This is a genomic window from Actinotignum sp. usb-actsch-rep-73 (assembly GCF_059082735.1).
This window is the reverse complement of sequence record NZ_JBHNPV010000031.1, coordinates 1-22,484: the sequence shown is the minus strand read 5'-3', so window position 1 is coordinate 22,484 and position 22,484 is coordinate 1. Positions and strand designations below refer to the sequence as shown.

The following is a 22,484-nucleotide window of genomic DNA, read 5'->3' as shown; positions in this document are numbered from 1 at the left end:
TTTCTGTATTCCGCCGTTATCGACAGGGCCTTTCGGATCTTTGCCGGTCCTACCTGGGTTCTTCGACGCTTGAGCGTGAAACCTACATACTCAGGAGGACATTTCTTATGAGCGATAACCCGATCCTTGTCGCCACCACCCGCACCGAGTTCGGTAAGGGCGCCGCACGTCGCGCTCGCCGTGCGCAGATGGTTCCGGGCGTTGTTTACGGCCACGGCGAAACCACCCACCTTGACATTCCGGAACACGACCTGTTCCTGATCGTTCGTGGCAACAAGAACGCTCTTGTTGAGCTCAAGATCGACGGCACGTCGCAACTCGCACTTGTCAAAGACATTCAGCGTCACCCGGTCAAGCGCAACCTGCTCCACGTTGACTTCCTAGCCGTCAAGGCTGGCGAAAAGGTTGACGTTGAGGTCGCAATCGTCGTCGTCGGCGAAGCAGCCCCCGGCACCACCCACAACGTCGAAGAGCACACCGTGACCGTCAAGGCCCCGGCAACCGACATCCCCGAGGCTATCGAGGTTGACGTGACCGGCCTCGAAGCTGGCACCGTTGTCCGCGTCTCCGACCTGGTTTTGCCGGCCAACGTTGAGTGCGAACTCGACGCCGAGCAGGATGTCGTCATTATCTCCGAGCTCGCTGCAGAACCTGAAGAAGAAGCTCCGGCAGAAGCCGAAGGCGACGCTGAGTGAACTAGCGCGTAGCGTTTTCTTTCAAGGCGGGCGGGTCGTATGTGAGGCTCGCCCGCCTTGCTGTGTACCGGGGAACATGGAGCGGATCTTTGCCGAGGTAAGGTGCGGCCCCAGGTGGCGGGTGTCTAGTTTTGGGGCTAATGCCCAATTGTGTGTTTTTTCCGGGCGTGTTGGAGTGGTTGAGTGTCCTGCCCAGCCTTTGCGGATGTGTAGGGATCTGAAGGTAATGCCCGAATAATACGGACTTGCCATAAATAAGAGGGGGCGGCTCATACTTGTAGTACGAGCCGCCCCCTCTTGGATGTATCCGCTGCGGATTACGTTCTGTGTATGCCCCTGTACTATCGCCAGATCTAACAGTTGTATTGGATCTGGCAGTTATTGTCCATCAGTGATGGTCAATACAGATTGATGCATTACAGATCAGATTGACTTAATCCACCCTTTCCTATTCAGCTCGGCGTTTTCTAGCTCCAACGAGGCCAATGCCTAGCAAAGCGATACCTGCTCCCACGGGTAATAGGGTGATGTCTGCGCCGGTATTCGCAAGCTGTTTTGCCTTTGGCTGTTGACTATCGCGCTTGTTCTTTGAATTATTTTGCACGCCAGACGGGTCTGTAGCCTCAGAAAGCATTTTCATAGCCTGCAGCTGAGCGCGTAGTTCAGCTAACTTGCGCTCTAGGTCTTCGCTAGATTGTTTAGCTTTGTTAAATTCTGATGTGGCAGATTCAAGAGTAGCTTTAGCAGTTTCTTCAGCTTTTCTCAGCTCAGATAGGTTCTGCTGCGCTTGTTTTAACGCCTCGTTCTTAGCTTCCCAAGTTTTCTGGGCTTCGGCCAAGTTCAGCTTCGCTTTCTGAAGCGCTTCGTTGGCGGAGACAACAGGCGCATGCTTGTCCATGGCATTCTTCAAATCAGAATTCGCTTGGGAAAGCTTATCTGTTGCAGCTCGCTTTTTCTCCCTGGCTTTTTCCTCAGCTTCCTGATCTTGTTGAAGCTGCTTATCCTTCAAATCAGCGTTTTTCTGGGCCTGTTCCTTGTTGCTCGTCGCCAAATTCAGATTATTTTGGGCTTCAGCTAGTAGCCCTTCGAATTTCTGCTTTTCCTGCGTAGCTTCTTTTTCGTCTTGCTTGGCTTTTTCTAGCTTGTTTGCAACTGCCTCTAGCTCATCCGCAGTACGTTTTTTGTTCTCGTACTCTTTTGTGGCAGCATCAGCTTGCTTTTTAGCTTCTTTTTGGACGTTTTCGGCTTCGTCTGCTTTTTGGAAGAGATTCTCGGCAGTGTGCGTTTTCGTCTGAAGGTCTTGATCAAGTTGTTTGATGTCAGCTTCTAGAGTTCCTCTTTCAACTTCCTTTTTCAGAAGTTCATTCCTTAAGGTAGGAATTCTTTCTTCCAAAGCATTAACCTCAGCTTTTAGGGCATCAGCTTCCTTTTCGGCTGACTCCTTCTGCTTTTCTGCTCGCTGTTTTTTCTCTTCAGCATTCTTAATTTTATTCTGTGTCTCGGCGGTAGAATGCTTCTTGTCTTCGGCTAGCGCTTCTTCATACTCTGATTGTGCCCGCTTGACATCCTCGTCAAAAGACGCAACTTCTTGTTGTTTCTGCTTTAGATTAGCCTGGAATGTATTTTTCGTATTTTCAAGCCTGTTAATTTCCTGAAGGCTCTGTTTGTTCTCTTCCTTAAGCTTCTCATGGGCAGCCCGTTTTTCTTCCAACTCCTTCTCCAGGGTTTGGACTGCGGACCTAGCGGATACTGCCTCTTCTACGAGCTTGTTATACTCGTTGGTCTTTTCAGTAAGGAATTCTTGCTTCTCTTTGTTGTTTTTATCAGCTTCTTCTAGTTGACTTTTTGCTTCTTGCAAGTCACTATCAATATTCGGGTGATTTTTCTGTAACTGCTCAATGGTTTTCTTGAGCGTTTTTTGTTCCTGTTCAAGCTGGCTCAACCGGGTTTTAGCGTCATCAATTTTTTTGGTAGCTGAGACAACTTCTTTTTCAAGCTCAGCAACTTTTTCGTCGGCTTGATTCTTCTCTTGCTGAGCTTTTTTTAGCTTCTGTTGTGCCAAAGCCTCGGCTGCAGTCGCTTCCTCAGCCTCTTTTGCAGCTACTTTTTGAGCCTCTTCTAGCTTCTTAAGCTCGTCATCGGCACCAGAGTCCTTGATAGCTTTGTCCAACTTATCTTTTGCAACTTGAACGGCTTTTTCAGCTTCTTCTTTTTTCTGCAATAAAGCTGCAGTTTGCGTTTCCAAACCTTTAACTTCGGCCTGTTTGGCTTCTAGTTCCGAAACGGCCTTGTCATATGTTTTCTTTGCCTCATTCAATAAGGCAGTCTTTTCATCAAGATTTTTCTTAGCCTGAGCAGCTTCGTTTGTAGCGTTTTCAATAGCGGCTTGTAGCTGCTCACGGGTTAAGGAAGTCTTCGTATCGGTCGAAGAAACTGGGGTGGAGTCCGATGCTGGTTTAATGGCTCCGAAAGCACTCGGAGCGGCAACCGTGAAACCGATACCCAGTGATAGTGCTGCAGCTAAGCATTTGGTTGTTTTAGTATTCAACGCGGTGTTCTCTCTTTCTTTGCGGGAAGATCGCGGTGGAAATATCTTACAAAAATTGTACTTACCTCGCCGTGTCAGTCAATATTTCCCGATTTCCAGTGATATATCTTGCAGATACTTCCGGGCTAATGCCCGAAAGAATCGTGAAACAAAATCCTGCGAGTCGAAGCGAGAACACGAGTGAGTGAAACATCCGGGCCATGTCCGCTGGTGGGTGGTGTGAAGATCCCGGCCTCGTACCCCAAGCAGGCTGATCCAACGACGTGTGGGATTGCGACGCTTGCTGTGCTTGCTGCCCGTGCGAACGCGGATCCCGTGTACTTGTCTTTGCCGCCTGATAAGCGTGAGCGCGCGCAAATTCATCTGCATCGTGTTGCGTCGCGCGTGGGTGTGCCGTGGCCTCAGGCGCTGGGTACGTCGCCGTGGGCGCTGGCGAAGTTGGCTTCGAAAGCGACAGGAGAGCGCCACCGTATAGTTATGCGCGGGAAGCGCTTTCGTGTGGCTGTTGATTCCGCTCTTTGCCGAGGCCGGGATGTCTTGGTTTTCACCGGGGGCTGGGATACGCCCGGGTCGGCGTGGATCCCACGGCATGTGGTGCTTGTGCTTGCGGATGGCACGGATACGAGAATATACGCGGTGTTTGAGCCTTCAAGTGGCAAGGTGTTCCGCGTGAATGCGGATGATTTTTACGCCGGAGCGCCAAGCGCCCGCGCCTCGATGGGACACTGGAAGAACGTACTGTGCGCGGTTGTGCCGACTGAGTAAGCGGCAAGACCCCAAGCACTACGTGCAAATACCTCGATGTCGCTCATGGGTTTAAGGCTAATATCTGGGCAGGTCACAGGGATATTTTGTGCAGAATTGGTCGGCGCCACACAATGAAACGTCTAGGGGTTTCTTCGCGTCGGGAAAGAAGGGGGAAGACCGGTGTTAGCCGTTCTAAGAAAACAACGAATGTGCGGGTACGTGAGGCTGAAGTGGGGACAAACACGTATCCTCAAAGCAGGTGCCGTCTTCGCCGTTGTGAAATGTGCGATGTCGGTGGTGAAGAACACGTTGTGGGGCACTGAGAGGCGACAATCGTGACGCATTTGCGAACAGATGACGTGGTGGACCTGACCTGCGACCTCATCGATATTCCGTCGGTCAGTGGCGACGAACAGACGATCGCGGATGCGATTGAAGAGGCCCTACGTGGCGCCTCGCATCTGGAAGTCCTGCGTGATGGAGATGCGATTGTGGCGCGGACGAACCTGGGGCGTTCTCAGCGAGTGATCATCGCCGGACACATCGACACGGTGCCGATTTCCGGGAACGTGCCACACGTTCGCGAAGAAACAGAGGGGGTCGAGAAGGTTCGAGGCCGGGGCTCTGTTGACATGCTCGGCGGTGTGGCCGGAGCCCTGTATGCTGCGCTGAAGCTGAATGAACCGAAACATGACGTGACGTGGGTTTTCTACGATCATGAGGAAGTTGCGGCTCCCTTGAATGGGCTGGGGCGCGTCTATCGCAATCATCCCGATTGGATTGATGGTCAGTTCGCGATCCTCGGCGAACCCACGAATACTCAGATTGAGGGCGGATGCAATGGGACGGTTCGTGTGATTGCGACGGTTCCGGGTGTTGCTGCGCACTCGGCTAGGGCGTGGCGAGGCGATAATGCCATCCACAAGGTAGCGCCAATCATCGAAAAGATCGCCATGTTCGGCAATCCGGTGGTGAACGTTGACGGGTTGGACTTTAGAGAATCCCTGTCCGTCACCCGAATTGACGGTGGTATCGCAAACAACGTCATTCCCGATTCGGTGCGTTTGACCGTGAATTATCGTTTTGCTCCATCGATGTCGCCGGCGGACGCGATCGCTCACATCGAGTCCTACTTTGATGGGGTCGATGCACTCTTCGAAATTGACGACGAATCAGAAGGTGCTCGCCCCGGTGCGGACTCTGTTTTGGTGCAGGAATTCATCGAAACAGCACGTCGAGTCATGGCAGAAGAAGGCAAAGACCTCAGCGTGAGCGCGAAGGTCGGGTGGACCGATGTTGCTCGCTTTTCTGCTCTTGGGATCCCTGCGATCAATTGCGGTCCGGGTGATCCGCTTCACGCTCATACTCAAGATGAAGCAGTTCCGGTCTCCCAGCTCCGCCACTACGCGAAGATACTGATTGATTATGTGGGGGCGGCCTCGTTGATCAGCGAAGAACGAAACTAGAATCGAAGGACGCGGTCGCCTACCGCCACTATTCCAAGGAGAAAATATGAGCGAAGCTGTACGTCACTCATACCAGCGTGGCCCGGTTGTCCTGCGCGGTAAAGCAATCCCGAAAGAAACATCGGACGCGAGGCTCTTGCAGGCGCAGGAGACCTCGGATTGGCTCCACGCAGACCCCTGGAGGGTATTGCGAATCCAAGCGGAGTTCGTTGAAGGCTTCGGTGCCCTCTCTGAAGTTGGGCCCGCTATCTCGGTCTTCGGTTCGGCTCGCACTCCGGGGAACGACCCCTACTGGACGGCCGCCTACGAAATCGGGCGTATGCTTGCCGAGCGCGGAATAGGTGTCATCACCGGTGGGGGTCCGGGTGCGATGGAGGCAGCGAATAAAGGCGCGTGGGATGCCGGTGGAACGTCTATTGGTCTTGGCATTGAACTGCCACACGAGCAGGCGCTCAATCCGTGGATCACAGTGGGTATTAACTTCCGCTACTTCTTTGCACGTAAGACGATGTTTGTGAAGTATTCGCGGGGCTTCATTGTCATGCCTGGCGGTTTTGGCACCATGGACGAATTATTCGAAGCAATGACCCTAGTCCAAACTCGCAAGGTTGGTTCCTTCCCGATTGTCCTGGTCGGTACCGAATACTGGTCAGGGCTGATCGCCTGGATCCGCGAAAAGATGATTGGAGAGGGAACCATTTCCCCCGAAGATATTGATCTTGTGAAGATTGTTGACGATCCTGCCGAAGCAGTTCGTATTGCCTGCGGAGGATGATGAGTCTTTTTCCTCGCGAACTTGTGGTGATTACAGGTAAAATGGGGACGTTACCGTAACGCGACCGCGTTCGCGGACAGTAGGAGCAAGGAGCGGCACATGGCAGCCATGAAGCCAAGGACCGGCGACGGACCGTTGGAAGCCACCAAAGAGGGACGCGGAATCATCATGCGAATCCCCAGCGAAGGTGGTGGCCGTCTCGTCATCGAACTGACCCCGGACGAAGCTTCGGCTCTCGCGGAAGCGCTCGCTCAGGCGGTTTGAGCAGATTCTTATACAGCGCGGGCGTGACTAGCATAAATGCTAGTCACGCCCGTTTTGTTTGTCGCTCAGCGCTTCACCGCAACCGCCAGCCCATCGCCGACGGGCAACAGACAGGGCACGAAGTCTGGGGATTCGCGCAGGAAGCGGATCAGTTCGCGACACATGACGGTTTCAGCGTCGCGACGAGCCGGATCGCACACTTGGTCGTTCCACATGGCGTGCACGAGCGCGACGGTGCCACCGGGGCGCAGGATGCGCACGGCGTGATCCAAGTATTCGGGGGTTTGGGAGATATCCGCATCCAGAACAACTAGGTCGTAGCCTCCGTCGGTCATGCGGGGCAGAACGTCGAGCGCACGACCAGAAATGGTGCGGATACGTTCGGAGCCGATTCCGGTGCGGTTGAACATGGCTCGGGCCTGCTTGTGGAACTCGACTTCGGAGTCGATGGTGGTGAGGACACCGTTGGGGCTCATCCCGTCGAGGAGCCACAGGCTGGACACGCCAGCGCCGGTTCCGACCTCAAGAACCGCGCGTGCGCCGGTCAGGGCTGCGAGCATACGCAGGGCCGCGCCGGTGCCGGGTGAAACGGGGTTGGCGCCGAGTTCGTTTGCTGCGTCGCGGGCTTCAAGAAGAATCTCGTTTTCGGCGATGTAATCCTCGGCGTACACCCAGGATTGAGCCTTATCTGCCATCGAAGGGCCCTTCCATATAAAAGAATCAGTTGAAAGTGATGTCTAGGCATAGCCTAACGCCCTCACGCAAAGCGTGAGGGCGCCTAGTGGGGACAAAGTTACTTATTAAAGGATCCGCCGGGCGTTGGATGCCCAAGGAATCGACGTTGAGTAACGATGTCGAAGTGATTGCCCACGCAGGGCAATCGTTCAGTTCTTGATGGGGGAGACCCCAAGCGGGCGACCCGCTAGGCCTCGTTCCGTTTTGCCCAGTGCTGTTGCCAGCGCGACGAGTTCACTCGCAGCCGGACCATCATCAAGGGAAACGGGGCGTCCGGCATCTCCGCCTTCGCGCAACGCGATGTCCAGTGGGACCTGCGCCAACAGCGGAACCTCGTAACCGAGCTGAGCCGTCAGGCGAGCGGAAACCGATGCGCCACCACCGGCACCGAAGAGCTCCAACTGAGAGCCGTCGGGCTGAGGCAGGTAGGACATGTTTTCGACAACACCGATGACCTTTTGCTGGGTCTGCGATGCGATGGAACCTGCGCGTTCTGCGACCTCGGCGGCAGCAACCTGCGGGGTCGTGACGACCAGGACCTCGGAATTCGGCAGTAGCTGCGCGATTGAGATGGCAACGTCGCCGGTGCCCGGAGGCATGTCAATGAGCAAGACATCGAGATCCCCCCAGAAGACGTCAGCCAAGAACTGTTGGAGTGCGCGGTGCAACATGGGACCGCGCCAGATGACGGGCTGACCGTCGGGCACGAACATGCCGATGGACATGACCTTGATACCGGAAGCGCCGACGGGCGGAATAATCATGCCGTCGATGACCTGCGGGTCGTGGTCGACGCCCAACATACGCGGAATCGAGAAGCCGTAGATATCGGCATCCATAACGCCGACCTTCAGACCTGCCTGCGTCATCGCGGCAGCAAGGTTCGCGGTCATGGAGGACTTGCCGACGCCACCCTTACCGGAAGTAACAGCGATAACACGGGTCAGCGAATTGGGCTGAGCAAACGGGATTTCGCGCTCGGGGCGACCACCGTTCAGCTTCTCGCGCAGAGCCTTCTTCTGTTCGTCGGACATGACACCCATATCAACCTTGACGTTCTCAACGCCCTCAATGGCGCCAACAGCTTTGATGACGTCAGCGTTGATCGTGGTGCGTAGCGGGCAACCGGCGGTGGTCAGAAGAACCTCGACGGTGACGGTGGAGCCGTCAATGGTGACCTGCTCGGCGCTGGTCATGTTGAGATCGACGATGGGACGGTGAATTTCGGGATCGATGACCGTTTCGAGCGCGGCCATCACCTGATCGATTGAGACAGACATGCTCTTATCCTACGTTGGCGTGCGCGCGGGGTCGTTTCCTAAACCAGCCGGTGCACGAAAGTGAGTGTCAAAGCGTGGGTAACCGCCATTTTCCCGCCCCCCAAAGTCAGAAGCTCGTGGCGTGCGGATATGAGTAACGTGGGCGGTGGGTTATTCGAATTCCGCCCAACGTACAAGGCCACTTTCGCCCAATGTACAGGGCCACGCTTACCCCAGCGGGCGGCCTCGTCCCCTCAAACCTGCGCGGAATCGAACGAGGTGGATTCTTCGGCGGACTCATCGTCGCCCGAAGCGGATTTCTGGGAGGCAAGCAGTTCGGCGTGCAATTCTTCGCGAATCTCCTCACGCAAGGATTCGACCAGATCACGCAACTCGGAACGCACGAAGTCACGGGTAGCAACTTCCTGGGCAGACAGGCGCAGGCTCGCAATTTCGCGGGTCAGATACTCGGTGTCAGCCAGATTGCGCTCGGCGCGCTGACGATCCTGCTGGGCCTGGACACGGTCGCGGTCATCCTGACGGTTCTGCGCAAGAAGAATCAGAGGAGCGGAATACGACGCCTGGGTTGAGAAAGCAAGGTTGAGCAGGATAAACGGATAGGGATCCCACGCATACTTCTGCGACACCTGGTACAGCACGATATTCGCCGTGATCCACGCGACCACGAAGATCGTCATGTACAAGATGAACTTCGGCGAGCCCATGAAACGGGCGGTCGCTTCGGCGAACTTGCCGAAACTATCACCCGATGACTTGCGACGCTTGAAGAAACGGAATCCAGCTTCGCGGGGAGTATCTAGACGTTCAGCCATCAATGCTCCTTGCCATCATGCGGTCAGTGACCTCGTCATCGTAATCACGCCAGTCTTCTGGCAACAGTTCGTCCAACACGTCGTCAACGGAGACCGCGCCCAGAAGGTGCGCGTCTTCATCCACGACGGGAAGGATTGTCAGATTGTACGTTGCCAACAGTCGCGTGACAGTTGCGACGTGAGCCTGCGGGGAAACAGCCTCAATATCAGAGTCGAGGATCGTGCCCAGCAGAGTCTGTGGAGGCTCGCGCAGGGCACGCTGAATGTGGACCATACCCAGGTACGGGCCGGTCGGAGTCTCTTCCGGCGGGCGAGTAATGAACGCGACGGTCGCAAGGGACGTGGGAATATCTTCACGGCGCACAGAAGCAAGCATCTGCGCCACAGTTGCATCCGGGCCCAACACAATCGGCTCGGTCGTCATCAGCGAACCGGCCGTCGACTCGGCGTAGGTGAGCAGTCGGCGAACGTCCTTAGCTTCCTCTGGCTCCATCAGGTTCAGCAGGTGCTGAGCTTGGGCTTCGGGAAGCTCGGAAACGAGGTCTGCGGCGTCGTCAGGCTGCATGACATCCAGAACGTCTGCTGCTCGGGCTGCTTCAAGGCCGGACAGAATGGCAACTCGGTCGTCGTCGCCGAGCTCTTCGAGGACGTCGGCTAGACGCGCGTCAGGCAGTTCCTTCGCAACAGCCATCTGGCGTTCGGCAGGCAGATCATGCAGGAAGTCCGCTAGGTCGGCAGCGCGCATATCCTCGGTCTGCTGAATAAGAGTCGCCGCAGACTGTTCCACGTCGCGACTACGCAGGCCGGTCACCTCAGAAACCGAGACGTTCAGCGTCTCGCCGGAACGAATGAACCCCAGTGCCGTCGTGCGCTGGCGCTGCACATGAAGCTTCGAAATCACCCAATCCTTCGGGCGACGTCGCTCCATCGCAACGTCAAGGATCTTCACATCGCCCGAACCATCGTTCAAGGCAACAACTCGGTCGAACAGCTGACCAAGCACCAGTGTCTCCATGGGACGCAGTGTGAATGAACGCATATTGAGCAGGCCCGTCGTAATAATCGACCCGGACTCAATGGACGTCACGCGTGTCATTGGCAGGAAAACACGCTTACGCGGACCGACCTCGACGACGAATCCGATGACGTTCGCGGCTGATCCATAGCGGAAAATCACGACGACATCGTGGATCTTTCCAACCTGATCCCCGATGGGGTCAAAGACGGAAGTACCTGCGAGCTTGCCAATGTATACGCGTCGCCCGGCTGTTCTGAGTTCCATAGGTGCGCTGTTCACAGGGACAGCCTATGCCCTCGGGTGGAATGATAGTGGCTAGCACGTAGTGAAAACTGTTCAGTTTGTGAGGAATAAAACCCATGGCGCAACGCTCGAATGACCTGAACTTTGGCATGCCGGTAATGCCGACAGGGACCGAGGTGGCCTCATACCAGACCTACGCGGAAGCTCAGGGAGCGGTCGACTACCTGTCCGACCAGGAATTCGACGTCAAGTCGATTACGATCGTCGGCACCGACTTGCACCTTGTTGAGCGCGTGACCGGTCGGATGACGATGGGACGCGCGGCCCTGTCAGGCGCCTCTAGTGGCGCCTTGTGGGGTGCCTTCATGGGCTTGATGCTGTCCTTCGCGGCACCGAACGGATCGGCGTTCGTGTGGGTTGGCATTGGCATTCTGGGTGGCGCGCTCGCGGGCATCATCATGTCGGGTCTGCTGTATGCGATGACGAGTGGGCGTAGGGATTTCACGTCACAGTCACAGACTGTGGCGTCGCGATACGCGCTACTTGCGTCAGCGGATATCGATCGCGCGTTCCAGATGTTGCAGAAGACGCCGGGTAATCAGATGCGTCCGAAGCTGCGTCGAGTCCGCCCAGAATCCACCGGCCCGACCGAATACGGGTCGCGCCCGGACGAAAAGCCTCGTTTCGGTGTCCGCTTGAGTCATGCCTCTGCGTCTTCCGCATCTTCCGCTTCGGGGAACGAGGCCGATCCTGCTTCCTCAGACTCTCTTTCTTCCGAAGGATCGGAGCCTACTCGCGGTGGAGCCCACCCTGGCCAGCCCGCAGATGAAAAGGCTGATTCCAACGACGCAGACGATTCCAAGCCAGTGTATGGACGCCATCGGGCAGACGACTGAACAGCAAGGTGGGGAGCAGGCAATGCCTGCTCCCCACCAGTGCGTCTGATCCGGTTAGTTGCACTATCGATCAGTCAAGTAATGACTCAGTTGCGCTGTTTACGCGAAGCGAATGAGTTCACTCCCATCAGTGATGCTCCTGCAAGGAAGGTTGCAAGGGTTGTCACCAAGGCGGTGTACGTGTCTGCGCCGGTACGTGCGAGCTTTCCGCTCTTGGATGCTTGAGCGGACGTAGCGTTTGCCTGCTGAGCGTTAGCTACTCCAGATGGTTCTGTCACGGTGGTGCCCGTGGCTGGCTTCTCGCCCTTTTCGTAGAAGACAACAAGGGTTGTGCCGGTTTGAAGGTTTGCTGAAGTTGCAGTGAACACGACGCGTTGCTTCCCAGAAGAATCGCGCAGGACCTTTGCGAGCTGCAGGGAACCGTCGTCAGAGCCGTAGAGGAAATTCGTTGGCAGGTAGCCGGGGAAGTCCTTCACCAGCGGATCGGACAGTGGAATATTCATGTACTGACCGTCAACCACGGGAAGTATTTCCGTGATCGGGTTCTGTGCTTCATCGGTGAAGTATTCCTTGAGAAGAGGCGAGACACCACCGTCAGTGGGGTGTGCGTACATGACCTTGACTTTAAAGGCGCGCTTCGGGTCGAGTTTGACCTCATTCAGTCCTTTGAGTGCGGATTGCAGGGCATCAGTCAACTGTTGCACCTTCTGCTCGTCCATGTACTGCGGAGCCGTGAAAATTTCAGCTGCGGTTGCTTCGATAGCTGCGTGAAGGGCCTCGATCCCGTCCTTGCTGAACGTGTATCCGTCCTTCGGAGTCTTCGCCACTGCCTGGTCGTAGAGAGCCTTCAAAGCATCAAGATTCACTTGGGTGAACGGTTCGGTTTGAAGACCATCGATCGCGGCTCGCAATGCCTTTTCGCTCTCGTCGAATGCGCGGTGCGTGACAAGCGGTGAACCGTCGGCAGGAACCTTAATGGTGGTCAGATCTTTCAAGCTGACAAGCTGTTCTGCCTTTGCCAGAGCAGAGTTCAGTGCGTCGAAGGAATCCTTGGTGTAGCGAGTGGCGTTGGCTCCGTTTTGGTCAATCTTTTTCTGTGCTTCAGTGATTAAGGATTTCAGCCCGTCGCGCTCGTAGGGGAGTGGGAGAAGTTCGGCGTACGTTTCGTTGAGCTTTGTACGCATTGCTTCGATCTCTTCGATCGACGGCGGGTTCTCCGCCTTCTTGGCGTTCTCTACGAAAGCGCGTGCTTCGTCGTTGATGCGCAGATATGCATCAGCCGTTGTAGGGTCGAGCTTGATGCCGTCGTTCAGTGCTGCCTGGTATTCGTTCCAGTGCTCTGCAATTGCTCCTTCAAGGTAGCTGGTGTCGACTTCAGCGGTTTTTGCGGGCAGCGGGATGTCGAAGCTCTTATCTTTCAAGACAAGCTTCACCTTGTCGCCTTTGACCTGGATTGACTGATCAAGCTGGAAGATCGTTTTGTCGTACTTACCGGGCTTAGTGTCTTCCGGAGACACGAGCAGAGGGATGGTCACGTACTCGTTGTACTTGACCTTGTTGCTGTCCGAACGCAGGTACGTCTTGTTGTCAACATCTTCAAGACCAAGATCTTGGACGGTCAGTGGCATCTGTAGCTCCCCGTACAGAATGACTTCCTTCGCCTTGTTCAACGGGTCAACAGAAAGCGTCGCAACGTAGACATCAACGTTGCCGTCGTCCAACTTGACTACGGTCTTTTTGCCGTGGGTCTTGATCCACTCGAAATTGTGCTGGCCAGTGTCAGCAATGGCGGAACTGATTCCTGCCACGCTGCAGAGGATGGAAACACACAACGTCGTAACAATCGTGCGAAGAGAAATGCGTCGTTTTTGCACTCCTCGAGACGAATGCGTCATTAGGTTCTCCTTTTATGTCATAGGTAAGGCGCACCTAAATTAGCATAAGGATTGTGTTGCACTAAAATATTTTCCCCGTTCGCGCTGGAAGAACGAGTTGATATGACGCTGATATGAAAAGGCTGGTGGGGAGCAGGCGCTGCCTGCTCCCCACCAGCGGGAGTTGAAAACGGTCAGTCGAAACTGATGATGCTCAGCTTTGCTGCGCCGCCGCGATCCATGCCTCGACGTCTTCAATAGTGCGCGGGATATTCTCGGAGATTCGCGTGACCGAACCGTCTTCGTTCACGATCACATCATCTTCGATGCGCACGCCGATGCCACGGAATTCTTCCGGAATCAGTTCGTCATCGGCACGGAAGTATAGGCCGGGTTCAATGGTGAAAGCCATGCCCGGTTCGAGCAGTGCCTCCTGGTACATCTCGCGACGCGCCTGAGCGCAGTCGTGAACGTCCAGACCCAGGTGATGGCTGGTGCCGTGAGGCATCCAACGACGATGTTGCTGACCTTCGGCGGACAGGGATTCTTCAACGGTGACCGGAAGTAGACCCCACTCGCGCAGGCGAGTGGCAATGACCTGCATTGCCGCGTCATGAACGTCCTTGAAGCGGGTGCCAGGTTCGTTTGCTCGCGCAAGCGCAGCCTCGCACGCATCCAAAACAGCCTGGTAGACACGTGCCTGGACCTCGGTGAACTTTCCGTTGACCGGCAGTGTGCGGGTGATGTCGGCGGTGTAAAGGGAATCGACCTCAACACCAGCGTCAACCAGAACCAGATCGCCCTCGTTCACCGGACCATCGTTGTCGATCCAGTGCAGGGTGTTCGCGTGATTGCCCGATGCTGCGATCGTGTCGTAGCCAAGGCCGTTGCCCTCTTCGCGAGCAACCGCGCCAAAAGCACCCTCGATGACGCGCTCGCCACGGTGGTGACCGACGGCGCGGGGGAGAGCCTTCAAGATATCGGTGAAGCCCTGATAGGTGACATCGACCGCGCGCTGAAGTTCAGCGATTTCGAAGGGGTCCTTGCGCAAGCGGATTTCCGACAGGCGCTCTTCAAGCTTCTCGTCTGCTTCGCGGGCGTCGTCTCCGGCCTTCAATCCAGCCTGAGTACGAACCTCGTTCACCATTGCTTCAACGTTCGCGTCCACACCGCGCACGATGCGCAAGTTGATCAGCCCAGCGTCCTTCGACAGAGCGTCGCGGAGCGTATCGATGTGCTCGCAGCGGAGTCCGGTCTCGGCGCTGACCTCTTCCAAAGAGGGGCGGGCGCCCACCCAGAACTCGCCGTAGGTTGCGTCGGAGTAGAACTCCTGGGAAGAACGTGAAGCGCGCGGGCGGAAGTACAGAACCGGCTCGTGCGGGCCGTCTTCGCGCGGTTCAAGAACGAGGACAGAATCAGGTTCGCGCTCGCCACCGAGGCCCGAAAGGTGTGCGAAAGCGGAGTATGCGCGGAAGCGGTAATCGCAGTCGTTACTGCGTACCTTGTATGTGCCCGCGGGGATTACCAAGCGCTCGCCCTTGAAAGGCTCGCCGGCTACTTTAGCGCGCTCGGGCAGATAGTCGGCTGCTCCACTGCGCTTCATTTCCGTCTGGATACGAGGCCCCCAACCGGAGCCCATGAACGCGCGGAACGCGTCCGACGAGGGGCGACGGCTTCGTCCTTCCCCTCGCTGAGCCATCGATGCGGGCGCTTCTTCCGCCTTGTTTTCTTGCGCTGACTGAGTATTCGTCGTGTCGTTCATAGTCTCCATGATGGCACTTTCGGGCGAAGGTCGATACTCTCAGTTTTATGCTCCGAATTGATTCCCACACTCACACCGCGTATTCAGATGGCACCGATACGCCAACTGAATTGCTTTTCAAGGCTCGCGATGCTGGTCTTGACATGATCGGATTGACCGACCATGACACGTTTGCCGGGTGGGATGAAGGTGAGGCGAGCGTCAAAGAATCGCACGTTGCGTTAATCCGAGGCGTTGAAATGTCATGCGCAGCCTCGGGAATTACGGTGCACCTGCTGGCATATCTGCCGGACCCCACGAACACCGGACTGCTTGATTGCTTCGAGAAAGCCCGAAATTCTCGCAAAACTCGCGCCCAGCGGATGGTTGAAAACCTTGCGGAAGACTACCCGATTACGTGGGATACGGTCCTCGAATTTGCGCCCGATGGTGGGCCAATCGGTCGCCCTCACATCGCGGACGCTCTGGTCGCAGTCGGCGTTTTTGAAAACAGGTCGCAGGCTTTTGAAAAGATCCTGCATCCGTCCGGTCCTTACTTCGTTCACCACTGGGCACCGGATCCTGTCGAAGCGACAGAGCTTGTTTTGAAGGCTGGGGGAGTGCCTGTTCTGGCGCACCCGAAAGCGCGTGCGCGCCAGCGTTTGCTCTCCGACGAAGTCATCTACGACATGAAGGATGCCGGGCTCTTCGGAATTGAACGCGATCACCGCGACCATCAGGCTGAAGACCGCGCGGTTGTCCAACGGTTGGCCGACGATCTGGGGCTTGCGATCTTCGGCTCATCTGACTACCACGGTTTGGGAAAACCGAACCAATTGGGCGAGAATTTAACGGATCCTGAAGTAATTTCTCAGGTTGAAGACGCAGGAACAATGGAGGTAATTCGCCCGTGAACGCATCGTCGTTTTTTGATGTCACACTTTTTGCGACGACGTTTACGACCCTGATCGTCATCCTCGATCCCTTCGGCGCGATCCCCATCTTCCTCGGTTTAACCGGTCGCCTGAAGCCACAGGCACAAAAGAAAGCCGCCAGCCAGGCAACGATTATTTCCTTCTGCATCATCTTGGCGTTCGCCGTTCTTGGCCAGCAGGTTCTTCGTCTCCTACAAATTTCGATGGAGGCGCTGAAGCTTTCCGGCGGTGTCTTGCTGTTCCTTGTCGCAATGGAACTGCTGATGGGCAAAGACAGTGATGAGCCCGATACTGGCGACCCGAACGTCAACGTCGCCCTGGTTCCGCTGGGCACGCCACTTCTGGCAGGCCCCGGCGCGATTGTTGCCGTCATGGTGTCCGTCGCGCAGGCTCACGCCTCTCTTGCGGGATGGATCGCCGTCGTGTCGGCGGTCGTTGTCGCCCACCTGATTATGTGGTTCGCCATGTATTTCTCGCTGATCCTGTCGCGTTTGCTTGGCACCGGTGGCATCATGCTCCTGACGAAGATCATGGGCCTTCTCTTGGCCGCTATCGCGACTCAGCTGGTCATGGGTGGCATCTTCGATTTCATTGCTGAAGCGGCAGTTTAAGGGTCTTTTTCCTCGAATAAGGGGTGTGTTCCTTTTGGATCTGTCCGGGTGAAAACTCGGTTGAGTATCACCGGTAACGGAAACGTTTCCGTAAAACGCGCTACACTAGTCCCCGTGGGGCGAAAACTCCCACTGTGGCTCACCTTTCAAACGACCACTTTTGGCGAAATTGCGCAGAAATAGTCGGTAATCTCGTAGCTAGGGTGTCTTTGCCAAAGCGGCAAACGAGCCACGACAACATTGAACACTGGGAGTACCTATGACTCAGAACCTCAGCCAGACGCTGGCAACGCAGGTCCGCGCGGTCTCTGGCCGTCCGATCGCAAAAGCCACGAAGATGGAGCTCTGGCAGGGCCTGTCAGCCGCAGTCGTTGATCAGATTGCCGACTCGTGGGATACAACGACCGAAACCTACGCCAAGGGTCGTCAAGAGCATTACTTCTCCGCAGAGTTCCTCATGGGGCGCGCTCTGCTGAACAACCTGTCCAACCTGGGCCTTGTTGACGAAGCGCGCGCCGCACTCGCCGAACACGGCGACGATCTCTCTGTTGTTCTCGAAGAAGAACCGGACGCGGCCCTCGGTAACGGTGGCCTCGGCCGTCTGGCGGCCTGCTTCCTCGATTCCTGCGCCACGCTCGATCTGCCGGTCGCCGGCTACGGCATCCTCTACCGCTACGGCCTGTTCAAGCAGTTGTTCGACAACGGATTCCAGACCGAACATCCGGACCCCTGGATGGAAGAGGGCTACCCCTTCGTTATCCGTCGTGAAGAAGCCCAGCGCATCGTTTCCTACGCTGACCTGACCGTCCGCGCAGTACCCTACGACATGCCGATCACCGGCTACGGCACAAAGAATGTCAACACTCTGCGCCTCTGGCGTGCAGAGCCTGTCGAGGAATTCGACTACGACGCCTTCAACTCGCAGCGCTTCACCGACGCTATCGTCGACCGTGAACGCACCAACGACATCTCGCGCGTCCTCTACCCAAACGACACCACGTTTGAAGGCAAGGTCCTGCGCGTTCGCCAGCAGTACTTCTTCTGCTCCGCATCCCTGCAGGCCATCGTCGACAACTACGTCGAACATCACGGCAAGGATTTGACCGACTTCGCGAAGTACAATGCGATCCAGTTGAACGACACCCACCCGGTTCTGGCTATTCCGGAACTCATGCGCTTGCTCATGGATGAGCACGGTCTCGGCTGGGAAGACGCCTGGGCAATCGTCGCCAAGACCTTCGCGTACACGAACCACACGGTTCTGGCCGAAGCTCTCGAAACCTGGGAAATGACGATCTTCGACCGTCTGTTCCCGCGCGTCGCCGAAATCGTCCGCGAAATCGACCGTCGCTTCCGCATCGAGATGGCAGAACGTGGTCTGGAACAGTCGACCATCGACTACATGGCACCGGTTTCCGGCAACACGGTCCGCATGGCATGGATCGCCTGCTACGCCGCCTACTCGATCAACGGTGTTGCGGCCCTGCACACCGAGATCATCAAGCGCGAAACCCTCAAGGAATGGCACGACATCTGGCCCGAGCGCTTCAACAACAAGACGAACGGTGTCACTCCGCGTCGTTGGCTGAAGCAGTGCAACCCTCGCCTCGCATCTCTCCTCGATCGCGTCACCGGTTCTGACGAATGGGTCACGGACCTCTCCATCCTGTCCCGCTACGTTGACTCTGCTTCCGAGGATGTTCTGGACGAACTCACCTCGATCAAACACGCCAACAAGGTTGACTTCGCGGCGTGGGTCAAGGAACGCGAAGGCGTTGACATCGATCCCGACGCCATCTTCGATGTTCAGATCAAGCGCCTGCACGAATACAAGCGCCAGCTGTTGAATGCTCTGTACATCCTTGACCTGTACTTCCGCATCAAGGATGATCCGACGCTGGACGTCCCGAAGCGCGTCTTTGTCTTCGGCGCAAAAGCAGCCCCCGGCTACATCCGCGCAAAGGGCGTTATCAAGCTGATCAACACGATCGCTGACCTGGTCAACAACGACGAAGACATCAACGGTCGCATCAAGGTCGTCTTCATCCACAACTACAACGTGTCTCCTGCTGAGCACATCATCCCGGCAGCCGACATCTCCGAGCAGATCTCCACTGCGGGTAAGGAAGCGTCGGGCACATCGAACATGAAGTTCATGATGAACGGCGCCCTGACCCTCGGCACCCTCGATGGCGCAAACGTTGAGATTCTCGACGCCGTCGGTGATGAGAATGCCTACATCTTCGGTGCCACCGAAGACGAACTTCCCGAGCTACGTCAGAACTACGATCCGCGCTGGCACTACGAGAACGTCCCCGGCCTCAAGCGAGTCCTTGACGCTCTGACAGACGGCACCTTGGATGACTGTGGTTCCGGTTGGTTCCACGATCTGCGCTGGTCGCTTCTTGAAGCCGGCTACGAGCCCGCCGACGTTTACTACGTCCTCGGCGACTTCGCGGCCTACCGTGACGCGAAGGATCGCATGGCCACCGACTACCGCGATGCACGTGGTTGGGCGCGCAAGGCGTGGATCAACATCGCTCAGTCCGGTCGCTTCTCGTCTGACCGTACGATCACCGACTATGCGAACGAGGTCTGGAAGCTCGACGCAACGCCGATCGGCTGATCTGGCGACGCGCTAGTTTCTGCTAGCTTCTCGCTGGCTTTGTGTTGGCTTTGCGCCGGCGCTCTGCTGGCTCTGACTGTGGGGGCAGGTCCGAAAGGCCTTGTCCCCGCAGTTTTCTGTGTGCGGTCAGGTTGGGGGGGCGGGATGCCTGCTGGGGTGTGTGCCTCTGCGTGGGGTGTTTGGGGGCAGGTTTGACCGTGTGAAGCGATATTTTCACGCTGTTTGCAGTGGTTCCCGGTTTCGTTGCCTCGTATGACGTTGTCGGTCGCGTACGTGGCTCCTGCGGTCGGGTTTGGTCGTGTGAGGCGCTGTTATCTCTGCTGAGAGCCTGATTTCGTTGCCTCGTATACCGAACGAGTAGAGCACCCACCCTCCGCGTCTGTATTAAGCGCTTGACACAGTGCCTCGCGGACTGTCATAGTATTACTGTATTAATACAGCGATACAGGAAGGAGGGGGTGTGAGTATCGACGATTCTCGACCAATTTGGGTCCAGCTAGTTGAAACGTTTCGGATCAATATCGTGTCCGGAACCTGGCCACCGTCCTCGAAGATTCCTAGTGTCCGCGAACTCGCACTACAAGCGGGAGTTAATCCGAACACGATTCAGCGTGCCCTCGGCGAATTGGATCGTCAGGGACTGACCGAAGCTGAACGTGCGCAGGGGCGTTTCGTCACCGCAGACCAACACGTGATCGATGTGACCAGGGCAGAGCTCGCCCTCGATGCAACTCGCGATCACATCACTACTGTCACGCAACTTGGGCTGAGTCTCGATCGGGCGCAGGAGTTGCTTGCTGAACAGTGGACCGACATCGAACGCACAACACGCGAAGGTGATGCGCAATGACATCAACACATGCACTTGTTCGGGTGGAAAACCTGATGAAAACCTATGCGGGTGGCGCGACTGCCCTGCAAGGTGTGAATTTTGAGCTCAAGCCGGGCACAATCACCGGCTTGGTTGGCGAAAACGGTTGTGGTAAGACGACGCTACTGAAGATCATGGCGGGCGTTCTTTCCGATTGGGACGGGACTGTCCTGATCGCAGGTGAGAAGCCGGGAGCCACCACGAAGGCACACGTCGCATTCCTTCCCGCCTCGGATTTCTTGGATCCGATGTGGGATGCGAATAAAGCGATTGACGTGTACTCGCGTTTCTATTCGGATTTCTCGGCCAAGAAGGCGCGTGAAGGAATCGACTACTTCGGATTGCAAGCGGATCAGCAGCTGAAGTCCATGTCGAAGGGCATGGGGGAGAAACTACAGATTGCTCTGCTGATGGCACGCAGTGCTGAGCTGTACCTGTTGGACGAGCCTCTGTCAGGTGTGGATCCAGCGGTGCGCGACACGATCATGCAGGGGATTCTGCGCGACTTTAACCCGGATTCGGCGATGCTGATTTCCACTCATTTGATTGCTGACGTGGAGCAGATTCTGGATGACGTCATCATGATGCGGGCGGGTACTGTGCTTGTTCACGCGAATGTGGACGATCTGCGAGCCGAGTATGGCCTGTCGCTGGAGGGTATTTTCAAGAAGGAGTACCGCTGATGTTTGGTACGTTGTTTGGGTATGAATTGCGTGAGAACGCGAAGGCGGTTGTGCAAACGTTAGGCATCCTGCAGGTCATGTGCCTTGTTGCCTTCGTGGCAGTCGCTGTTGATTTCCCCGTGTTTTCAGGCTTTTCTAGTAGCTTTGCTCTGCTTGTGGCTCCGATGATGCCGGTTGCTGTTCTACTTGTTCTGGCTCAGGCGTATTGGAAAAGTATGCACGGCCAGATGGCGTACTTTACGCATTTGCTGCCGGTTCGTGGCCGTGATCTTTTCTGGTCGAAAGTGCTGGTTGCCTTGGCGTATGCGTTAGTGGCGATCGTGCTAACCCTGTTGAACTGGGGTGTGCTGGCTCTACTGAAGGCTCACAAGGCGGAGCTGAGCGTGCAGGAGTTCTGGCATCGCACCGCTGTTATTTGGGATCTTCCGAGCTGGATTGTCTGGTTCGCTGTGGTGGCTGTTGTGGTGCAGTTGGTGACGATTGTTCTTGAGGTCGCTGCTGGAATGAGCTTGAGTGCCCGCGAGCGTTGGCAGAAGCATGGCTTTGGAGCTGCGATAGTGGGTTTCGTGATCCTCTATCTGGCGAATCAGGTGGTGACCTTTGTTGCGATGGCATTCTTCCCGCTGATGATGGATGTCAACACGGGCGAGTTACGTTTCGGCTTTTGGGTCACGGACCTGGTGAACGCGCTGTTAGCTGATACGGATCCGCAGTTTGTCGGCATTGGTGCGCCCGTAGGGGCGGTGTTGCTGGCAATCGGTGTCGCATGGTGGGGTGTGCGTTCGATCGAGCGCCACACATCGGTGCGTTAGTTCCACCTTCCGACTGTCGGGCTTCGTCACAATCGACGAGGTTCCGCACAGACCTTGGGGGTAGGGTGCAAATGCGCCCTGCCCCCAAGACGTATTGCATTTAAGTGTGCTTCCAGCTCTAATGGTGTTTTCTTAACTGAAATTATTATTTGGGGAATCAGTTACCAGAACTCTTGATATTCTTTATTCAGGGCATACGGGGTTAATGTTGTCGCTGGGAATCAGTTACCAGAACTCTTGATATTCTTTGCAGAACAGTTCCAGGACAAGGCAATTAGCTGGGAATCAGTTACCAGAACTCTTGATATTCTTTCCCGGCCTGACGGGCACATATCCGCAGGGCTGGGAATCAGTTACCAGAACTCTTGATATTCTTTTCTACAGTCAGCCACCAACAATCCAAACGCTGGGAATCAGTTACCAGAACTCTTGATATTCTTTGTTTTTAACGCGCCTAGGGGCTTGTGGAGCTGGGAATCAGTTACCAGAACTCTTGATATTCTTTGTCCAAGCATTCGGGCTTGGGGGATGTGGCTGGGAATCAGTTACCAGAACTCTTGATATTCTTTGCGATCAACGTCTACCACATCACCCCGCGCTGGGAATCAGTTACCAGAACTCTTGATATTCTTTCGAATGACAACCCGAATGATGACGAAACGCTGGGAATCAGTTACCAGAACTCTTGATATTCTTTGGGTTCGCCTGCAAGATCGCCTCGACATGCTGGGAATCAGTTACCAGAACTCTTGATATTCTTTGCGATATGCCCGTTCAGCCTGTTCGTAAGCTGGGAATCAGTTACCAGAACTCTTGATATTCTTTTGGTCGAGACCGTTCCACGCGTTGCGG

At 55.9% G+C, this 22,484-nt stretch carries 19 protein-coding genes and 1 CRISPR repeat array; of the genes, 12 read left to right on the top strand and 7 right to left on the bottom strand.

Annotation, left to right across the window (positions count from 1 at the left end):
- Positions 1-107: 107 nt before the first annotated feature.
- A complete protein-coding gene (locus AC5RE1_RS01785; protein WP_006680900.1) occupies positions 108-695 on the top strand; it encodes a 50S ribosomal protein L25/general stress protein Ctc in 588 nt (195 codons plus the stop codon).
- A 448-nt stretch (positions 696-1,143) separates the two neighbouring features.
- Here the strand turns inward: AC5RE1_RS01785 and AC5RE1_RS01780 are convergent, their stop codons facing one another.
- Positions 1,144-3,243, bottom strand: a complete 2,100-nt coding sequence (locus AC5RE1_RS01780) for an LPXTG cell wall anchor domain-containing protein (RefSeq protein WP_179370233.1) — start codon at positions 3,241-3,243, stop codon at positions 1,144-1,146.
- A 180-nt stretch (positions 3,244-3,423) separates the two neighbouring features.
- On the opposite strand from AC5RE1_RS01780, the gene AC5RE1_RS01775 reads away from it, so the two are divergent.
- From AC5RE1_RS01775 to AC5RE1_RS01760, 4 genes are all read left to right on the top strand, one after another.
- Positions 3,424-4,008, top strand: coding sequence for a hypothetical protein (locus AC5RE1_RS01775; RefSeq protein WP_179370234.1), 585 nt, complete (start codon positions 3,424-3,426; stop codon positions 4,006-4,008).
- 317 nt (positions 4,009-4,325) lie between these two features.
- Positions 4,326-5,456 (top strand): succinyl-diaminopimelate desuccinylase, encoded by a 1,131-nt coding sequence (gene dapE / locus AC5RE1_RS01770; RefSeq protein WP_179370235.1) that lies wholly within the window; start codon positions 4,326-4,328, stop codon positions 5,454-5,456.
- Between the two features lie 46 nt (positions 5,457-5,502).
- Entirely contained in the window at positions 5,503-6,231 is a 729-nt protein-coding gene (locus tag AC5RE1_RS01765) for an LOG family protein (protein ID WP_179370236.1), read from the top strand.
- Between the two features lie 99 nt (positions 6,232-6,330).
- The gene (locus AC5RE1_RS01760; protein ID WP_006680905.1) at positions 6,331-6,495 is read left to right on the top strand and encodes a DUF3117 domain-containing protein; all 165 of its coding nucleotides are present in this window, start codon (positions 6,331-6,333) and stop codon (positions 6,493-6,495) included.
- A 65-nt stretch (positions 6,496-6,560) separates the two neighbouring features.
- On the opposite strand, the gene AC5RE1_RS01755 is transcribed toward AC5RE1_RS01760, so the two are convergent.
- The 4 genes from AC5RE1_RS01755 to AC5RE1_RS01740 form a co-directional block, all read right to left on the bottom strand.
- Positions 6,561-7,190: an O-methyltransferase gene (locus tag AC5RE1_RS01755; RefSeq protein WP_006680906.1), complete on the bottom strand. Its 630-nt coding sequence runs from the start codon at positions 7,188-7,190 to the stop codon at positions 6,561-6,563.
- Between the two features lie 189 nt (positions 7,191-7,379).
- On the bottom strand, positions 7,380-8,510 hold the full coding sequence (locus tag AC5RE1_RS01750) for an Mrp/NBP35 family ATP-binding protein (protein ID WP_179370237.1): 1,131 nt from the start codon (positions 8,508-8,510) through the stop codon (positions 7,380-7,382).
- A 233-nt stretch (positions 8,511-8,743) separates the two neighbouring features.
- Positions 8,744-9,322, bottom strand: coding sequence for a DUF1003 domain-containing protein (locus tag AC5RE1_RS01745; RefSeq protein WP_103632366.1), 579 nt, complete (start codon positions 9,320-9,322; stop codon positions 8,744-8,746).
- A complete protein-coding gene (locus tag AC5RE1_RS01740; protein ID WP_040318376.1) occupies positions 9,315-10,604 on the bottom strand; it encodes a magnesium transporter MgtE N-terminal domain-containing protein in 1,290 nt (429 codons plus the stop codon). Before AC5RE1_RS01740 ends, AC5RE1_RS01745 begins: the two co-directional genes overlap by 8 nt.
- Before the next feature lie 95 nt (positions 10,605-10,699).
- On the opposite strand from AC5RE1_RS01740, the gene AC5RE1_RS01735 reads away from it, so the two are divergent.
- On the top strand, positions 10,700-11,479 hold the full coding sequence (locus tag AC5RE1_RS01735) for a YflT domain-containing protein (protein WP_006680910.1): 780 nt from the start codon (positions 10,700-10,702) through the stop codon (positions 11,477-11,479).
- 86 nt (positions 11,480-11,565) lie between these two features.
- Here AC5RE1_RS01735 and AC5RE1_RS01730 read toward each other — a convergent pair whose 3' ends face one another.
- Together AC5RE1_RS01730 and AC5RE1_RS01725 are read right to left on the bottom strand one after the other, a co-directional pair.
- Positions 11,566-13,374: a hypothetical protein gene (locus AC5RE1_RS01730; RefSeq protein WP_493938241.1), complete on the bottom strand. Its 1,809-nt coding sequence runs from the start codon at positions 13,372-13,374 to the stop codon at positions 11,566-11,568.
- 193 nt (positions 13,375-13,567) lie between these two features.
- The gene (locus AC5RE1_RS01725) at positions 13,568-15,115 is read right to left on the bottom strand and encodes an aminopeptidase P family protein (RefSeq protein WP_493938253.1); all 1,548 of its coding nucleotides are present in this window, start codon (positions 15,113-15,115) and stop codon (positions 13,568-13,570) included.
- 47 nt (positions 15,116-15,162) lie between these two features.
- Here AC5RE1_RS01725 and AC5RE1_RS01720 point away from each other — a divergent pair, with 47 nt between their 5' ends.
- The 6 genes from AC5RE1_RS01720 (at position 15,163) to AC5RE1_RS01695 (ending at position 21,632) form a co-directional block, all read left to right on the top strand.
- Positions 15,163-16,008, top strand: a complete 846-nt coding sequence (locus AC5RE1_RS01720; RefSeq protein WP_179370240.1) for a PHP domain-containing protein — start codon at positions 15,163-15,165, stop codon at positions 16,006-16,008.
- Positions 16,005-16,640 (top strand): MarC family protein, encoded by a 636-nt coding sequence (locus AC5RE1_RS01715; protein WP_006680914.1) that lies wholly within the window; start codon positions 16,005-16,007, stop codon positions 16,638-16,640. Before AC5RE1_RS01720 ends, AC5RE1_RS01715 begins: the two co-directional genes overlap by 4 nt.
- A 259-nt stretch (positions 16,641-16,899) precedes the next feature.
- Entirely contained in the window at positions 16,900-19,266 is a 2,367-nt protein-coding gene (locus AC5RE1_RS01710; RefSeq protein ID WP_179370241.1) for a glycogen/starch/alpha-glucan phosphorylase, read from the top strand.
- A 460-nt stretch (positions 19,267-19,726) separates the two neighbouring features.
- Positions 19,727-20,116 carry a GntR family transcriptional regulator gene (locus AC5RE1_RS01705; RefSeq protein WP_179370242.1) on the top strand — a complete coding sequence of 130 codons (390 nt, stop codon included), beginning with the start codon at positions 19,727-19,729 and terminating at the stop codon, positions 20,114-20,116.
- Positions 20,113-20,820: an ABC transporter ATP-binding protein gene (locus tag AC5RE1_RS01700; RefSeq protein WP_179370243.1), complete on the top strand. Its 708-nt coding sequence runs from the start codon at positions 20,113-20,115 to the stop codon at positions 20,818-20,820. Before AC5RE1_RS01705 ends, AC5RE1_RS01700 begins: the two co-directional genes overlap by 4 nt.
- Positions 20,820-21,632, top strand: coding sequence for a hypothetical protein (locus AC5RE1_RS01695; protein ID WP_179370244.1), 813 nt, complete (start codon positions 20,820-20,822; stop codon positions 21,630-21,632). Before AC5RE1_RS01700 ends, AC5RE1_RS01695 begins: the two co-directional genes overlap by 1 nt.
- Before the next feature lie 149 nt (positions 21,633-21,781).
- Positions 21,782-22,457: a CRISPR direct-repeat array (repeat unit 36 nt; unit sequence GCTGGGAATCAGTTACCAGAACTCTTGATATTCTTT).
- Positions 22,458-22,484 lie beyond the last annotated feature (27 nt).

Coding starts and splice junctions, on each gene's coding strand:
- AC5RE1_RS01720 (WP_179370240.1), top strand. CDS start 15,163: ATGCTCCGAATTGATTCCCACACTCACACCGCGTATTCAGATGGCACC.
- AC5RE1_RS01695 (WP_179370244.1), top strand. CDS start 20,820: ATGTTTGGTACGTTGTTTGGGTATGAATTGCGTGAGAACGCGAAGGCG.
- AC5RE1_RS01750 (WP_179370237.1), bottom strand. CDS start 8,510: ATGTCTGTCTCAATCGATCAGGTGATGGCCGCGCTCGAAACGGTCATC.
- AC5RE1_RS01700 (WP_179370243.1), top strand. CDS start 20,113: ATGACATCAACACATGCACTTGTTCGGGTGGAAAACCTGATGAAAACC.
- AC5RE1_RS01745 (WP_103632366.1), bottom strand. CDS start 9,322: ATGGCTGAACGTCTAGATACTCCCCGCGAAGCTGGATTCCGTTTCTTC.
- AC5RE1_RS01760 (WP_006680905.1), top strand. CDS start 6,331: ATGGCAGCCATGAAGCCAAGGACCGGCGACGGACCGTTGGAAGCCACC.
- AC5RE1_RS01765 (WP_179370236.1), top strand. CDS start 5,503: ATGAGCGAAGCTGTACGTCACTCATACCAGCGTGGCCCGGTTGTCCTG.
- AC5RE1_RS01730 (WP_493938241.1), bottom strand. CDS start 13,374: ATGACGCATTCGTCTCGAGGAGTGCAAAAACGACGCATTTCTCTTCGC.
- AC5RE1_RS01755 (WP_006680906.1), bottom strand. CDS start 7,190: ATGGCAGATAAGGCTCAATCCTGGGTGTACGCCGAGGATTACATCGCC.
- AC5RE1_RS01735 (WP_006680910.1), top strand. CDS start 10,700: ATGGCGCAACGCTCGAATGACCTGAACTTTGGCATGCCGGTAATGCCG.
- AC5RE1_RS01725 (WP_493938253.1), bottom strand. CDS start 15,115: ATGAACGACACGACGAATACTCAGTCAGCGCAAGAAAACAAGGCGGAA.
- AC5RE1_RS01710 (WP_179370241.1), top strand. CDS start 16,900: ATGACTCAGAACCTCAGCCAGACGCTGGCAACGCAGGTCCGCGCGGTC.
- AC5RE1_RS01740 (WP_040318376.1), bottom strand. CDS start 10,604: ATGGAACTCAGAACAGCCGGGCGACGCGTATACATTGGCAAGCTCGCA.
- AC5RE1_RS01785 (WP_006680900.1), top strand. CDS start 108: ATGAGCGATAACCCGATCCTTGTCGCCACCACCCGCACCGAGTTCGGT.